Annotated in this window: 12 protein-coding genes, 5 tRNA genes, 1 other RNA gene and 1 riboswitch; of the genes, 13 read left to right on the top strand and 5 right to left on the bottom strand. The window is 49.3% G+C overall.

All coding sequences use genetic code 11. The annotated features are described in order from the left end of the window. The first annotated feature begins 851 nt into the window (after positions 1-851). The 7 genes from M3212_RS12875 to M3212_RS12845 all read left to right on the top strand — a co-directional run bounded on the left by M3212_RS12875 (position 852) and on the right by M3212_RS12845 (position 2,477). Positions 852-926, top strand: a tRNA-Asn gene (locus M3212_RS12875). A gap of 4 nt (positions 927-930) precedes the next feature. Further along, positions 931-1,004, top strand: a tRNA-Met gene (locus M3212_RS12870). Positions 1,005-1,035: 31 nt separating this feature from the next. Continuing rightward, positions 1,036-1,111: transfer RNA gene (locus M3212_RS12865), tRNA-His, on the top strand. A 5-nt stretch (positions 1,112-1,116) separates the two neighbouring features. After that, a tRNA-Ile gene (locus tag M3212_RS12860) sits at positions 1,117-1,193 on the top strand. A gap of 12 nt (positions 1,194-1,205) precedes the next feature. Next, positions 1,206-1,298 (top strand) — tRNA-Ser (locus M3212_RS12855). 101 nt (positions 1,299-1,399) lie between these two features. Further along, positions 1,400-1,870, top strand: a complete 471-nt coding sequence (locus M3212_RS12850) for a hypothetical protein (protein WP_251194385.1) — start codon at positions 1,400-1,402, stop codon at positions 1,868-1,870. A gap of 22 nt (positions 1,871-1,892) precedes the next feature. Continuing rightward, positions 1,893-2,477 (top strand): hypothetical protein, encoded by a 585-nt coding sequence (locus M3212_RS12845; protein ID WP_251194384.1) that lies wholly within the window; start codon positions 1,893-1,895, stop codon positions 2,475-2,477. Between the two features lie 271 nt (positions 2,478-2,748). On the opposite strand, the gene M3212_RS12840 is transcribed toward M3212_RS12845, so the two are convergent. The 3 genes from M3212_RS12840 to M3212_RS12830 form a co-directional block, all read right to left on the bottom strand. Beyond that, positions 2,749-3,492 carry an ABC transporter permease gene (locus M3212_RS12840; RefSeq protein WP_434084049.1) on the bottom strand — a complete coding sequence of 248 codons (744 nt, stop codon included), beginning with the start codon at positions 3,490-3,492 and terminating at the stop codon, positions 2,749-2,751. A gap of 5 nt (positions 3,493-3,497) precedes the next feature. After that, on the bottom strand, positions 3,498-4,277 hold the full coding sequence (locus tag M3212_RS12835) for an ABC transporter ATP-binding protein (RefSeq protein WP_251194383.1): 780 nt from the start codon (positions 4,275-4,277) through the stop codon (positions 3,498-3,500). Between the two features lie 87 nt (positions 4,278-4,364). Further along, positions 4,365-4,466, bottom strand: a riboswitch (TPP riboswitch). Positions 4,467-4,524: 58 nt separating this feature from the next. Further along, complete coding sequence (locus tag M3212_RS12830; RefSeq protein ID WP_251194382.1) at positions 4,525-5,334, bottom strand: undecaprenyl-diphosphate phosphatase; 810 nt, start codon at positions 5,332-5,334, stop codon at positions 4,525-4,527. A gap of 235 nt (positions 5,335-5,569) precedes the next feature. Between M3212_RS12830 and M3212_RS12825 the strand changes: the two genes are divergently transcribed. The 4 genes from M3212_RS12825 (at position 5,570) to M3212_RS12810 (ending at position 10,060) form a co-directional block, all read left to right on the top strand. Continuing rightward, positions 5,570-6,178, top strand: a complete 609-nt coding sequence (locus tag M3212_RS12825; protein ID WP_251194381.1) for a superoxide dismutase — start codon at positions 5,570-5,572, stop codon at positions 6,176-6,178. A gap of 163 nt (positions 6,179-6,341) precedes the next feature. Next, complete coding sequence (locus tag M3212_RS12820) at positions 6,342-7,634, top strand: MFS transporter (RefSeq protein ID WP_251194380.1); 1,293 nt, start codon at positions 6,342-6,344, stop codon at positions 7,632-7,634. Between the two features lie 64 nt (positions 7,635-7,698). After that, positions 7,699-7,880, top strand: a non-coding RNA gene (gene ssrS / locus M3212_RS12815) — 6S RNA. Between the two features lie 89 nt (positions 7,881-7,969). Continuing rightward, positions 7,970-10,060, top strand: a complete 2,091-nt coding sequence (locus M3212_RS12810) for a peptidoglycan D,D-transpeptidase FtsI family protein (RefSeq protein ID WP_251194379.1) — start codon at positions 7,970-7,972, stop codon at positions 10,058-10,060. Between the two features lie 158 nt (positions 10,061-10,218). Here the strand turns inward: M3212_RS12810 and M3212_RS12805 are convergent, their stop codons facing one another. Together M3212_RS12805 and M3212_RS12800 are read right to left on the bottom strand one after the other, a co-directional pair. Then, a complete protein-coding gene (locus M3212_RS12805) occupies positions 10,219-10,674 on the bottom strand; it encodes a hypothetical protein (protein WP_251194378.1) in 456 nt (151 codons plus the stop codon). Then, positions 10,671-11,075, bottom strand: a complete 405-nt coding sequence (locus tag M3212_RS12800) for a hypothetical protein (RefSeq protein WP_251194377.1) — start codon at positions 11,073-11,075, stop codon at positions 10,671-10,673. Before M3212_RS12800 ends, M3212_RS12805 begins: the two co-directional genes overlap by 4 nt. 245 nt (positions 11,076-11,320) lie before the next feature. On the opposite strand from M3212_RS12800, the gene M3212_RS12795 reads away from it, so the two are divergent. Both M3212_RS12795 and M3212_RS12790 read left to right on the top strand, forming a co-directional pair. Continuing rightward, on the top strand, positions 11,321-11,932 hold the full coding sequence (locus M3212_RS12795) for a DUF4912 domain-containing protein (RefSeq protein ID WP_251194376.1): 612 nt from the start codon (positions 11,321-11,323) through the stop codon (positions 11,930-11,932). 10 nt (positions 11,933-11,942) lie between these two features. Next, positions 11,943-14,738: a 1,4-alpha-glucan branching protein domain-containing protein gene (locus M3212_RS12790; RefSeq protein ID WP_251194375.1), complete on the top strand. Its 2,796-nt coding sequence runs from the start codon at positions 11,943-11,945 to the stop codon at positions 14,736-14,738. Position 14,739 lies beyond the last annotated feature (1 nt).

Here is a 14,739-nt window from a genome sequence, read left to right as displayed (position 1 = left end):
ACAGAACATAAAGAAGATTGCCAACCACCTCACCAGAGGGTGAGATGGCTGGCAATCTTCTTTTATGAGTAATTTCTTAAATCCTAGAGAAAAAAGCAAAGGCAAAATAGAAACCCCACTTTTCAGAAGTGGGGTTTCTCGACAATCTGAACGCCCATACCGAATCCGTTTCGGTATGGGCGTTTACATGTTTTATGCCCGGACGAAGGGAGAAGGAGCCTCACTGTTGCAGCTTCTGTTTTTAACAGAAAATGGCTTGTCTAATAGCAATAAATATGATACGTTGGGAAAGCGGTGCTTGCTTTGAGGCTGCTGGAAAATGTATATTGACACTAAGGTAAAGAAATGTTATTATCATTCTTGTCTTTAATCATTGAATGTCAACATCAGAGGAAGAGACAGGTACCACAAGCGTACAAAGAAACAACATCAAAGAATATTCCACAGTAGCGCAGTGACGAGCCTAAGCATCGATGAAAAGCAACGAGTTGTCTCGACGCAGCCGTCATCGGAGTGAAGCTGGTAAGAGGAAGAGACAGGTACTACAAGCGTACGAATGAATAACATCAAAGAATATTCCACAGTAGCGCAGTGACGAGCCTAAGCATCGATGAAAAGCAACGAGTTGTCTCGACGCAGCCGTCATCGGAGTGAAGCTGGTAAGAGGAAGAGACAGGTACCACAAGCGTACGAATGAATAACATCAAAGAATATTCCACAGTAGCGCAGTGACGAGCCTAAGCATCGATGAAAAGCAACGAGTTGTCTCGACGCAGCCGTCATCGGAGCGAAGCTGGTAAGAGGAAGAGACAGGTACCACAAGCGTACGAATGAATAACATCAAAGAATATTCCACAGTAGCTCAGTGGTAGAGCAATCGGCTGTTAACCGATCGGTCGTAGGTTCGAGTCCTACCTGTGGAGCCAACATGGCGGTGTAGCTCAGCTGGCTAGAGCGTACGGTTCATACCCGTGAGGTCGGGGGTTCGATTCCCTCCGCCGCTATCTTTTTTTACATATTCGTGGCAATCTTGTGGCGGTTGTGGCGAAGTGGTTAACGCATCGGATTGTGGTTCCGACATTCGTGGGTTCGATTCCCATCAGCCGCCCCATGTAAGGACCCTTAGCTCAGTTGGTCAGAGCAGTCGGCTCATAACCGATCGGTCGTAGGTTCGAGTCCTACAGGGTCCACCAATAACATTTGATGGAGGAATACCCAAGTCCGGCTGAAGGGATCGGTCTTGAAAACCGACAGGCGGGTTAAACCGCGCGGGGGTTCGAATCCCTCTTCCTCCGCCATATCACGAAATTTACACTACCAAGTCTGGTAGTGTTTTTTTGTGTTACAGTATAGGAGGAAAATAAAGGGATCGACAAGGATGACTGAGGGGGCAAAACATATGAAAAAAGGGTCCATCGGTGTTGTGATCGCATGTAGTCTGTTTCTGCTAATAGGGTGTATGTACGGTGATGGCGAGGGAGAAACACCGGAGGAGGCGATAGAAAATTTGCCGGAAGCCTCGATCTCTCGTATTTATGAGCCGGTTCTGAAGGAGGAAGCACACGCCTTGTATGTCGTTCGTGGCCAATTCGGAGAGGGACTGGAACCAGAAAGCTATCCTTTCTTCATCGCGTATCTTCAGCAGAAAGGAAAGAAATGGGCTGTCGTCGAAGCTGTTGGCCTGCAAGAGCCGTCAGCTGAGCGATTAAACGCCGCAACGGGTGGAAATTTACTGCTGGCCGGGTATAAGCGTGGAAATGAAACATATCCACAGCAACATGATGTCCGGTATGTATTTGAGCTTGACGATAGTGAATTTGAGATCTGGATTGAATTAAAAGAGGAGTCGTACGAGGTCGACCATTCTTAAAATCAAACGAAGGAGAAGCGTAATGAAACGAAGGATCTATATAGCCGCGGCTGTTTTTATTGCTCTCATTGCTGTGGTCATTATAGCAAACAAGCCTTGGGAACACAGTGCGGATAAGCTTGAGATCACCGAGGATGGCAGGCATCAGATTGACAGCTACCAAATGGATATAGCAACAGCGGTCACACTCGCTTTAGATGATTTTGCTCAGCTTTATCCATCCCAAAAGATTGAGGCATTATATGAATACAAGCCCATTCACAAAGAAAGAATGCTATTCCGGTCCCTGCTTAATAACCATTTATTCGGTACGAACCGCCCAATGGCCGACATAATCCAATCAACAAACGAACGGAAGCGGGAGATTGAAAAACTGGTAACGGAAGCACAGGATGAATATGACATAACCGTTACGGAAGAAGAGGTCACGGCTTATATTGAAGAGATGGTTGATCCGCACTATTTCGAAGAGCAAGAGGCATATGCGGCAGCATTGGGGATTGGCGTTGCCGAGTTAAATCATCAATTTGACCGGGACTTGTATTATTTCGATGTCTTAGCAGATAAACTGTTATTTGCCCGAGCCGCCGAAGGTCAATTCGATTGAAAGGCAAAAATGAGGTGGAGACAAAGTCGACAGGCTTATTTTGTTTCATCATCAAGGTTCGGCTCTTCGCCCTCGTTACCGGGATGGGGGCACGCCTTCCGCAGTCGATGCTTGTTTTTGCTGCCATGAATCTGAAAAAAACTGGCGACATCGCACTGGAGGAATAGCAACCCGGCAGGGACTCCTCCGAAAAACCATACGAAAATGCAAAAACGGCTTTGAGCGTCCTAGCGCAAAGCCGTTTGAAGTTAGCCGAATACTTTCGGCTAACTTATTTTGTCCGCCGCCATTTCAGCAATGACGCTTCAAGCAGACGGATCAGGAGAAAGAGCGCGATGCCGATCAGCGACAGCCAGACGATCGGGGCAAAGACCCCGGCGCCGTCAAATTGCGTCATCATTCTCCGGCTGAAATAGCCTAAGCCGGCCTGGGCGCCGAGCCATTCACCGATCGCCGCACCGATGACGCTGAGGGTAACAGCGACCTTCATTCCCGAGAGAAACGAAGGGAGAGCGGACGGCACCTCGACCTTGCAAAATAGCTGCCACTTGCTCGCTCCCATCGTTTTCATCAACTCAAGATAGTCTTTCTTCGTCGTGCGAAAGCCATCGAACGTGCTGACGGTAATCGGGAAGAAGGTAATCAACACAGTGACGACAACCTTGCTCGTCAGCCCGTAGCCGAACCAGAGGACGAACAACGGGGCAAGGGCGATAATCGGAATCGTTTGAGAAGCGATTAAAACGGGATAAAAAGCCCGTTCGACGAGCGGCAGCTTGTACATCGCCACCGCAAGCCCGACGCCGAGTACGAGGGAAATCGACAGGCCGGTTATAATGATTGCGAGAGTGGCTGGCAAATGGGTAAAGAGCAGAGTGTCATTTAATTCAATCATTTTTGACAGCACCTGAGTCGGCGCCGGAAAAAGAAACGGCTGACCAACAGCGAGAGCGCTTATTTGCCAGACAATCAACAACGTTAAAAGCAGCAGCCACGAATAGAACCAATTTGAAATCCACTTCACGATGTCGTCACCTCTTTTGTCAGATGACGAAGAATCTCTCTTTTTAAGGAAGCGCCCTCGGCTTCAAGAAGCTGCTCATGTGAACGCGGCCGGGAAAAAGGAACGGTAAAAAGGGTATAGTCCGATAAAGGCGAGTCCGAAAAGACGGCGATCCGGTCCGATAAATACAGCGCTTCATCGATGTCATGGCTAATAAAGAGCAGCGTCGGCCGCTCGGTCGCTTCTTCCCATTGCCTGAGCAGCCAGGTCTGCATCGACAGACGGGTCATCGCATCGAGCGAGCTGAATGGCTCATCAAGTAAAAGCAGTCGCTCACCGGAAAGCGTCGCCCGCAGGAAATTGGCGCGCTGCCTCATACCGCCCGAGAGCTGGTGAGGGTAAGAATGCTCTGTCCCGGCGAGGCCGAACGTCTTCATCCGTTCTTTGGCCCGCTCATATCGCTCTTTGCGCCCGATTCCTTGTAATTCGAGCGGGAGAGTTACATTATCCAAAATGGTGCGCCATTCAAATAAAAGATCCTGCTGCGGCATGTAGCCAATTTCGCGCCGGGCTGAGCTTTCCTGCTGAAGCAGTTCAATCGAGCCGGCGTTTGGCGCGGCCAGTCCAGTAATTAATTTGAAAAGCGTGCTTTTCCCTGTTCCACTCGGGGCCATAATGGTGAGGATTTCCCCGCTGTAAATCGATAAAGTCAAGTCTTTGATGACGGGAGCGGAATGAGCGGAATAGTGAAAGGTCAGCTGGTTTAAACGTAATAGTTCCTGTGGATCCTTGGTCATTTTCTTTGCCTCCGAAATCATGCACAACTAAAAACGCCACCATTCGACAGAAAGGTGGCGCCATGACAGATTGCGATCGATAATCATTTGTCAGAACAGCCACTTTCCTCCGCTAGCATTATCTAGGTCAGGTGCAATAAGGGTTGAGGTGGAACCTCTCTCAGCTAAAAAGCGCCCCTAGTGGTGTTTTCGATTCAATTGCTTTTGGTTTACGATAGCATACTCTCCAAGTAAGATCAATGATTTCCTAGGCAAGAAAAATCCATGAAAACAGGCCGAGACCAATGCAATAGCAGGCGAAGTATGTCAATTTACTGTTTTGCACCATCGCAATCAGCCATTTAATGCTGAGTAAAGCAAAAAAGAATGACGAGAGGAAAGCGATCAGCAGGGACGGCCATTGATTACTGTACGATCCCTGAGTCAGTTCCGGCAGCTTCAGGATGCTGATCCCGAGAATAATCGGAATCGAGAGCAGAAAGGAATAGCGGAGGGCGACTTCCTTGCTGAGTCCACACCAAAGAGCGGCAATTAATGTACTGCCTGAACGGGATATGCCGGGAATGACAGCGAGGGCCTGCCCAAGGCCGATCAGCACGCCATCGCGCCAGGTCAGCTCCTTTCGCTTTCCTCGGTCGACTCCGTGCTCAATCAACACGAGAAAAATCCCGGTAATGATTAAAGAAGCACCGATCAGGGCGACTGTCGTCAGCTGCTCACCCAGAATAGATTCGAGCCCTTTTCCCGCCACCATCGTGACAAAGGTCGTCAATAGTAACAAACAGCCAAAGCGGTAATGGTTGTAATGCTTCTCATGCTTATATAGGAGATAGAGCGTAAAATCCTTTACAATCCGCAGCAGCTCACGCGCAAAATAAAGAATAACCGCCAGCAGGGAGGCAGCATGTAAAAAAACTTCAAGCACGAGCTCACTGTCTGCCGGCGTATCAAAAGCAAAAATCTGCTTGGCAAGCAGCAGGTGAGCGGTACTGGAAATAGGCAAAAATTCAGAAATCCCCTGGATAAAGCCGATAAGCAACGCTTCCCACCAGTTCATGTTCTCCCTCCTTTGATAGTTTGTACATATGTATGGAAAAAAAGGAGCCAATATGCTGAAGATGAGGTTTGAATAGCGGGACGGTGGGGTACATTAAATTTTGGAGCCAACTTGAAAAAGAGCAAGCTTCTTTATTGCAACCTTGAGTAAATTTTGGTAATGTAGGTATTGGCGGACTTACTAAACATTTCTGTTGGTAAAGTCGTCTGCAATTCAAATTAGGAGGAGATTGAAGATGGCATACGAATTACCGCAATTACCTTACGCAGCGAACGCACTAGAACCTCATATTGACGAGCAAACAATGAATATTCACCATGGTAAACATCACAACACGTATGTGACAAAGCTGAATGCAGCTCTTGAAGGCCATGATGAGCTTGCAAGTAAGAGCATTGAAGATCTTGTTTCTAATTTAGACGCTGTTCCTGAGAACATTCGTGGCGCGGTTCGCAACAATGGTGGTGGACATGCTAACCACACATTGTTCTGGCAAATTCTTAGCCCAAATGGCGGCGGAACGCCAACGGGAGAATTAGCGGACAAGATTAACGAAGCATTTGGCAGCTTCGACAAGTTCCAGGAAGAGTTTGCAAATGCGGCAGCTAACCGTTTCGGTTCAGGCTGGGCTTGGCTTATCGTTGATGGCGGCAAGCTGGCAATCACAAGCACTCCAAATCAGGATACTCCTTTAATGGAAGGCAAGACGCCAATTCTTGGTCTTGATGTATGGGAGCATGCATATTACTTAAATTACCAAAATCGTCGCCCTGATTATATTAGCGCATTTTGGAATGTAGTTAATTGGGATGAAGTAGCAAAGCGTTACGATGCAGCAAAATAAGAACTGAGGAAAAGAGTGGCAAGAGGAGTCAGTATCCTTCGCCGCTCTTTTTTTGTTGTCTTCGGACAGCAAGCGGAGCTGTTCCTTTCTGCAAGTATGATCCGAATTAATTTGAATAACGATATTTTCAAGAGACACACTACTGATGAGGGTGGTGGAGTCGGTGAAAAAATCGCTTATTTCAAAAGTCATTGGAGATGTGGAATTAACAAGAGATTTGACAATCTTATTATTAATCGGCGGACTCTATGCATTGAGTGTCGCCTTATCAAATACATTTGTAAATGTTTACCTTTGGAAGCAATCAGGTCAATTTATTGATTTGGCTCTTTACAATTTGGCTGCGGTTATTTTGCAGCCAATTACTTTTATTCTCGCCGGGAGATGGGCGAAACGGATTGATCGCGTGATCGTGTTAAGGCTTGGGGTTATTTCTTTATCCAGCTTTTATTGCACGGTGCTGTTTTTGGGGGATAACGCGAACCGCTTTCTGCTTGTGCTCGGTGCCATATTGGGCATCGGCTTTGGATGCTACTGGCTGGCGTTTAATGTGCTGACCTTCGAAATCACAGAACCGGATACAAGAGACTTCTTTAACGGTTTTCTCGGATTGTTGACTTCATTTGCCGGCATGATCGGCCCAATCGTATCCGGACTGGTGATCACAAGGATGGAGAAGTTTGCCGGCTACACGGTCATGTTTTCAATTTCACTCTCGCTTTTTGTCGTCGCTGTGCTGCTGAGTTTTATGCTGCAACGGCGATCAGCCGAGGGGAGGTTCTACTTTCGCCGGATTCTCAAGGAACGAAAAAGCAATATTAATTGGCGGCGAATTCTACATGCCCATTTTTTTCAGGGGCTGCGTGAAGGGACGTTTGTTTTTGTGATCGTTGTTTGGGTATACATAGCAACAGGCAGTGAGCTGGCGATCGGAACATATGGACTTGTCGCTTCCGCTGTCCAGTTTGTCGGCTATTATACAGTGACACGATTGGTCAAATCCCATTTTCGTAAAACCTCGATTCTGATTGGCGGAACGATTTTGTATGCCGCGATTTTCTTGATTGTTTTCGATCTTTCGTTTGCCAAATTAATCATGTACGGAATTGTCATCTCAATCGCTTATCCGATGCTGCTCGTGCCATATGTCTCCCTGACCTATGATGTGATCGGGAAAAGCTGGCGGGCGGCCGAGATGCGAATTGAATATATCGTCGTCCGCGAATTGTTTCTAAATTGTGGCCGAGTGCTCTCGGTGCTGACCTTTATCTTCACGATTACCTTCTTTCCCGAAGATAAAGCGATTCCAATTCTTCTGATGCTGCTCGGCGGCGGTCACTTTCTGATTTACTTTTTCGTGAAGGGAATTCGCTTCCAGGAAGAAAAGGGAGGGGAAAGCTACAGCTTTGCCAGACAGGAAAAAGGTGAGGGAGACACAGGTGAGACATCCGTATAGGGAAAAAGGTCCGGCTTTGACAAAGATCGCTGATATGATATAATAAGTTTACAAATAAGCGAAGCTTTGCCTGCCGTGTTAGTCAGCTTCACCTTGTTTCGAACCTTGCATTTTTTCAGGGAGTTCTATATTGAATCTCTGCCAACATGCCAGCATTGTACTGGACGTTGAACGGGAGTCTGCGAACACCCACCTACGAGAGTAGGTTCATGAAACAATTGAAGCAACGGCATACGCGGGTTATGAATGCGAATGTTTCTAGGCACCTCTTGTAGGTGCCTATTCTAATGTGTTTTACATGTAAAAACGTAGATGAAAAGAGAGGGGGAGAGGCTGTGAGCAAAGTACGACCAAGGAAGAAGCATCATTTGCCGGCGCGGCTGAATGTGTTGTTTTTCGCAGTTTTCATTCTTTTTTCAGCCTTGATTTTAAGGCTCGGGATGGTGCAAATTGTCCAGGGGGAAGAATTTGTGAAGGAGCTTGAACGGACAAGCAACACGACGGCGCGAATTGACGCGCCGAGAGGATTGATGTATGACCGTTATGGAAATGTCGTCGTCGATAATGAGCTTGAATTATCCGTTACCTATACGAATCCGTCTAGGGCGACAAGCAGCGCCCACATGCTTGAAATTGCCACGGAGCTTGAAAAGTTAATTGATGTTGAGACGGACAGCATTACCGAACGTGATAAGCAGGACTATATTCTTCTGACAATGACGGAGGAAGAACGCTATGACATTATGTCAAAGGAAGAGCGTAGTCAGTTCGACGATCCTTCCGAGGAATACCGGGCCGAGGTGGAGCGCGTGCCGGAGTCGGCGATTAACAGCCTTTCTGAGCAGGATTTGCGAATTTTGGCGATTTATCGTGAAATGGCGCGTGGATATGCCAATTCTCCGCAGCGGATTAAGCGTGGTATCACCGATGAAGAGGCGCACCGCCTCAGTGAAAACCTTGACCGTCTTCCCGGGGTCGACATTTTACGTGACTCACGGCGGTCCTATGTCTACGGTGATTCGTTCCGCAGCCTTTTCGGCTCGACCGGTCCGATTCCGCGCGAGCGTTTGGACTATTATTTATCACGCGGATATGAGCGCTCCGATTATGTCGGCACGAGCTTTTTAGAAGCGCAATATGAGGATGTGCTCCGTGGACAAAAGGCGGTAATGGAAAGCATCACGACCTCACATGGCAGCCAGACTGTTGAGCGCTCGGTGAATGAGAAGCTTGGCCAGCGCGGAAATGACCTTGTGCTCGCGCTTGATATGGAACTCCAGCAAAAAGTCGAGGAAAGCATTGAAGAAGAAATGCGCCTTGCTGGTAACTCCTTTATTCGTGACCGTTCAGCCTATGCCGTCATGATGGATCCGCGCACGGGGGATATTCTGGCAATGGCCGGTTTTAATGATCCTGCCGGACAGGACAGCAGTAATTATTCCGACCATATCGGCAATGTCAATAAGGCTTTTCCGATGGGTTCAGCGGTTAAGGCGGCCTCGGTTTTAACCGGTTTTCAAACCGGTGTTACATGGCCGGGAAATTCGTTCTATGATCGACCGATCGATCTTCCAGGAACGCCGATTAAGAGATCATACGTCCCGGGCGGCTTCGGCTGGGTTGATGACAGAAAAGCGCTGGAGGTGTCCTCAAACGTTTATATGTTTGAAATCGCGATGCTGATGGCCGGCTGTCATTACCCGAATAATTGTAACTGGAACAGAAATTCGATCAACGCCGCGTATGATGAGGCCCGCTTTAATTTCAGCCAGTTCGGGCTAGGAACAGAGACAGGCATTGATCTGCCTTCGACCGCGCTCGGAGTGGACGGAGGCTATCAGGCGGGGGGGAACCTGCTTGACTTGATGATCGGTCAGTTTGACACGTATACGCCGTTGCAGCTTGCTCAATATATTTCGACGATTGCCAATGACGGCTACCGGATGAAGCCGAGACTCGTCCGAGAAATTCGCGAGCCTGTCTCCGATAAGGATGAACAGGGGGCGGTCGTGCAAAAATTTGAGCCAACTGTCCTGAACCGGATTGATATGAGCGATGCCCATATTCAGCGTGTCCAGCAGGGCTTGCGCGATGTCGTGACCGGAACGCGCGGCACGGCGCGTTCACGCTTTGTAGACCGGCCGTATCAGCTTGCTGCTAAGACAGGGACGGCTCAGGTCAAGGTGGGCGAGGTCGAGGGAAATAATCAGACGTTCGTTGGCTATGCCCCATATGACAATCCGGAGGTGGCGTTTGCCGTTGTCGTTCCTAACGTCAAGCTTGAGACACGTGGGGGAAGACAAGGTATGGCACAAAATATTGCCCAGCGGATGCTCGATGCTTATTTTGATATGAAGGAAGAGCGGAATGGGCCGGAAATGGTTGACAGCCCTGTACTCGAAGATCCGGATACGGAAGAAAACTAAGCATAGTGCGGATTGGTTTTAAAGGTGAGCGCAGAGGGATGTCTTTCTTCCTGCTTAACTCAATCCGCTTCAAGCAAAAGGCCTGTCTCCAGGAAAACGATCCTTGCGAGACAGGCCTTTTTATGCGGTTGAAATCAGCGGAGAAGCGACCGGCCGCATTATGTAATCACGGCGATGATTTCTTCCACTGTCATCTCACTTGTGATGAGAAATTGCCCGGTCCGAATCGATTGTGTCAAACCATTTGCTCGGAGATAGTCAAGAAAAGGTTCAACTTCGTCGATAATTTGCCCGGTTACGAGCTGATCGGCTACTTGATAGCTCGTCATTCCGGATGAAATCGTGAGCACCATTTGATAGATAATTTGCTGTTTTTCCTGCTCTCCCTCCTGCTGGCCGGAGGAGGCTTCGTCACGTACGGCTTCAAGTTCAGCCTCTGTCAGTACAGTATAGCCTGCCGCTGTTAGCCGGCTCATCATGTCTTCTGCCGACAGCTCGATCCTCTCCGGCTCCGCTTCCTCATTCATACTATGTGTATAGTAGTAGGTCCCACCGAGGATTGCCGTAGCTAAAAATAGCCCGCCCGCAAAGCTTTGAAGCCCTTTGTGGCTCATCGCTGTCCACCTTCCTTCTCCGCCTGCAAATAAGGGATAAGGAGCCGTTCGACTTCATCAGATGTCAGTCCGGTCGCTGTGGCGATTTCTTCACTCGACATTTCTTGTTCATAAAGAGCGACGACTTCCTGCATCAGCTGATGAGAGCGCGACTTCTGTTGGAACGGGGAGCGCTGCTGGCTGATCAGCAATTCGTCTTCAAGCACGCCAAGCCGTTTTTTGATCTGGTACATGTCCTGCAGATGGGTAAGCGATAACGTCTCAAGCTCCTGTTCAAGCTTCTTGGTGCTGTCTTTTCGAAAAAACGACAGTAAGAATAAAAGAATCGCCAGTGATAATAAAATGATAATCGCGGTCTCCATAACAACAACCTCTCTTTCGACAAAACTCATGCCATTCATTATACATCCACACCAGACTTCTTTACTAGACTTTTCAGCAATGAAGCTTCTGCGATTTAGATCTTCATCGTTCGACAGCATGTTACCGACAAGAAAGCTTAGCGAAAAAAGACGAACGATTTTTTTCACTGGATAACAGGAGCAGTGATGCATCTTTGACAAAAAGAGACAAAAACGTCTGCTTGTTCCAAATGTTGGCTGAATGTATGATAAAACCAAAGCAACAGCAGGGAGGGAATGTGAAGATGATGTCAGAGATCGTCAAGCTGCGACGGCACGGATATTCATTTCGTAGAATCGCGATGGAACTGAATACGACAGCCGAACACGTCCACTCGTGCTGCCAAAACGGGCTGGACCAGCATCCTGACCCAGCGTCTTCCCCTTTTCGTATTGATGAGGAGAGAGACGAAATTACGCTTCTTGCTGAAGGACCGCATGTGATCTATGCCTATTGGGAAATAAGTGAAGCGCTGCGAAACATGAGCGAACAGCATACCGGTCAACCGTGGTCAAAGCAACAGAAGCATTTGCGCGTATATGATTGTACCGACTTACTTTTTGATGGACATAACGCCCACTCTGAACAAACTGTTGCGCTGCCGGAAATGACGGATAACTGGTTTTTTCGCGGTATGAAAGAAAACCGTTCCTATGTTGTCGATTTTGCCATTCGGACGAGAGAGGGGACATTCTTCACCTTGCTTCGTTCCAATGCGATAAATACACCACGCTGTCAGCCGGTTGCTGCCGGGCAATCTTCGGAAGCTGTCGAGCGGTGGAAGAAGGGCAGCGACGAGTCACCGGGCTGGCTTGAACATTTTTGCACGTATTCTTATTACGAGGTTATCCGATAGGAGGGAGTTTGTGAAAGAAGGGTATTACGCACTCGTTTTACACGCCCACTTGCCTTATGTGCGCCACCGGGAGCCTGATCGTCTGGAAGAGCGCTGGCTATATGAAGCGATGACCGAATCGTACATTCCCCTGCTTTGGGAGCTTGAAGCGGCACAGGTTCCAGAGGCGCTGACCATTTCGATTTCTCCGCCGGTAATGGAAATGCTCGCCGATCCGTTGCTGCAAGCGCGCTATGAGCAGTACATAAAGCGAACAGAGCAGCTTCTGGCAATGGAAGCGCAGCGGAAATCTGCCACGAAGGAAGAACGGGATCTGACGGCTTTCTATCAGGAACGATTTCAGAAGATTACGAGTTTTTATCTCCGCTGGGATAAAAACCTTCTCCATGCTTTTCGTGCCTTACAGGATCAGGGGATCATCCGCTGTATCACGAGCGCGGCAACGCATGCCTTCCTGCCATATGTCAAAACAAAAGCTGCCATCCGCTCGCAAATTGTTGAGGCGCTCACCTGCTTTGAGCGCCACTTCGGCCATCGCCCTACCGGTTTCTGGCTGCCGGAATGCGCTTTTGCACCGGGGATTGACCGGATCCTTGTCGAGGAAGGTGTGCGCTATACATTCGTTGATGAGCATGCCCTGCTCTATGCTGATCCGAAGCCGGATAAAGGCAGCGGGGCACCGGTCTATTCGCCGCACGGACTTGTACTTTTTCCCCGTCATACGCGACTGTCGGGCAAAGTATGGAGCTCAACGCTTGGCTATCCCGGGGATGTTGATTACCGCGAATTTTACCGCGATATTGCTTATGAGCGGGACGAAAGCTATATTCTGCCCTACATTCATCCGGCGGGGATACGCGTCGATACAGGCATTAAGCACAGGCGGGTTACTGGAATGGAGGAAGAGAAGGCGACCTATGTCCGCGAATGGGCGGAAGGGAAGGTCCGCCGCCATGCAGCCGATTTTGTCGGGGAGATTCAGGCTGAGGTCGCCCGGCACGGCGGCCAGTCCTATCCTCCTTATATGATGGTAACGCCGTTTGATGCCGAGTTATTTGGTCACTGGTGGTTTGAAGGTCCGGAATGGCTCGGCGCGGTGCTGCGGACAGAACAGAACGGCTATAGATTACTGACCGCCGAAACGTATGTCCATCGCCATTATCGCGATTTGGAAACCGTTCATGTTGCTTTTTCAACCTGGGGGAGAGAAGGCTATGGCTCGGTCTGGTTAAATGAAAAAAATGAAATGCTGTATCGCACTCATCACCGAATGGAACGCGATCTTGCCTCGCTCAGCGCGATTTATCGAAAGCAGGACGCCCTTACAGAACGGGCGCGCAAACAGCTGGTGCGCGAATGGATGCTGGCGGTAAGCAGTGATTGGGCCTTTATCCTTGACGGTGAAACGGCTTCTCAATACGCCGAAGAGCGCTTCCTGACCCATTTGCGGCGCTTCGATGACATTAAGAGCCGGCTTCAGCAGCAAAATTTGGAGGAGTCATGGCTGACGGAGATCGAGGAGGATTTTCCATTTCTTGCTGATGTGAATGCTGATTTGTTCTATTCACCCCATGATGCCTACATTGAGAAGCAGTACGGGGAGCAACAGCCGCACCGGAAGCAGACGATCATGATGCTCAGCTGGGAATTCCCGCCACTGATTGTCGGCGGTCTTGCCAGGCATGTATTTGATCTTTCGAGAGTGCTGCATCAGGCGGGCAATGATGTTCATGTGATTACCGCTGATCTTCCCGGCTATCCTGCCTATGAGATCAATCAGGGTGTCCATGTCCACCGGGTGAAGGGGGCTCAGCCAAAGGCCGATAGCTTCTATGACTGGGTCGGCAGTTTAAATATCGCGATGTATGAGTACGCGCGAAAGCTCGCCCGCAGCCATTGCTTTACGCTCATCCATGCCCATGATTGGCTTGTCGGCATAAGTGCAACAGCGTTAAAAGACCGCCTCTCTCTACCACTGCTGGTGACAATTCATGCGACCGAGCATGGACGGAACAACGGCATTCACACTGAATTGCAGCAGCGGATTAACGAGCAGGAACGGGAGCTGACAGGCAGGGCCGATCGCGTAATCGTCTGCAGCGAGTATATGAAGCAGGAGCTTCAGATGATTTTCGAGCTGCCGGCAGACAAGTTGAGCGTGATTCCAAATGGAGTCGACCCGGCGCTGATCTGCACGGAAAGCGTCCAAGCCTCCACTGGCGACGGGCAGCCGTTTACGCTTTTCTCCATCGGGCGGATGGTGAAAGAGAAAGGATTTCTGACCTTGGTTGAAACGGCAGCGCTCGTAAAGGAACGGCAGCTTGCCATCCGGTTTGTGATCGCCGGGAAAGGCCCGCTGCTGCATGAGTATGAACAGCAGGTGCTGGCGAATAACCTGGAGGAGTATATCTGCTTTCTCGGCTTTATTAGCGATGACGAACGAAATGACTGGTTCCAGCGCTGTGATGCGGCCGTATTTCCAAGCTTGTATGAGCCTTTTGGCATCGTCGCTCTTGAGGCGATGGCGGCCGGCGTGGCAACGATTGTCGCGGAGACAGGAGGGCTTGCGACAATTGTTACCGATCAAAAGAACGGGCTGACGTTTTGCCCAGGAGACGCCAAAGGTCTGTTGACAAAAGTACTTGACCTCTACAGTCATCCGGATAAAAGAAAGAGGCTGGCCATGCAGGGCAGACAGGATGTGGAAACGAGATACAGCTGGCCGGCGATCGCCAGACAGACGGAAGAGGAATATGAGCGTTGTGTGAGAAAGAATGAGCGACTGATGATCGAAAGGGAGGCTTGAT

The sequence above is a fragment of the Halalkalibacter oceani genome, from assembly GCF_023715705.1.
Taxonomy (GTDB): domain Bacteria; phylum Bacillota; class Bacilli; order Bacillales; family Bacillaceae_D; genus Halalkalibacter; species Halalkalibacter oceani_A.
Note: the sequence above shows the minus strand (reverse complement) of the source record. Positions and strands in the feature narration are given on the sequence as shown.

Excerpts from the sequence above, each read along its gene's own strand:
- M3212_RS12850 (WP_251194385.1), top strand. The coding sequence starts at position 1,400 with ATGAAAAAAGGGTCCATCGGTGTTGTGATCGCATGTAGTCTGTTTCTG.
- M3212_RS12845 (WP_251194384.1), top strand. The coding sequence starts at position 1,893 with ATGAAACGAAGGATCTATATAGCCGCGGCTGTTTTTATTGCTCTCATT.
- M3212_RS12835 (WP_251194383.1), bottom strand. The coding sequence starts at position 4,277 with ATGACCAAGGATCCACAGGAACTATTACGTTTAAACCAGCTGACCTTT.
- M3212_RS12830 (WP_251194382.1), bottom strand. The coding sequence starts at position 5,334 with ATGAACTGGTGGGAAGCGTTGCTTATCGGCTTTATCCAGGGGATTTCT.
- M3212_RS12825 (WP_251194381.1), top strand. The coding sequence starts at position 5,570 with ATGGCATACGAATTACCGCAATTACCTTACGCAGCGAACGCACTAGAA.
- M3212_RS12805 (WP_251194378.1), bottom strand. The coding sequence starts at position 10,674 with ATGAGCCACAAAGGGCTTCAAAGCTTTGCGGGCGGGCTATTTTTAGCT.
- M3212_RS12800 (WP_251194377.1), bottom strand. The coding sequence starts at position 11,075 with ATGAATGGCATGAGTTTTGTCGAAAGAGAGGTTGTTGTTATGGAGACC.
- M3212_RS12795 (WP_251194376.1), top strand. The coding sequence starts at position 11,321 with ATGATGTCAGAGATCGTCAAGCTGCGACGGCACGGATATTCATTTCGT.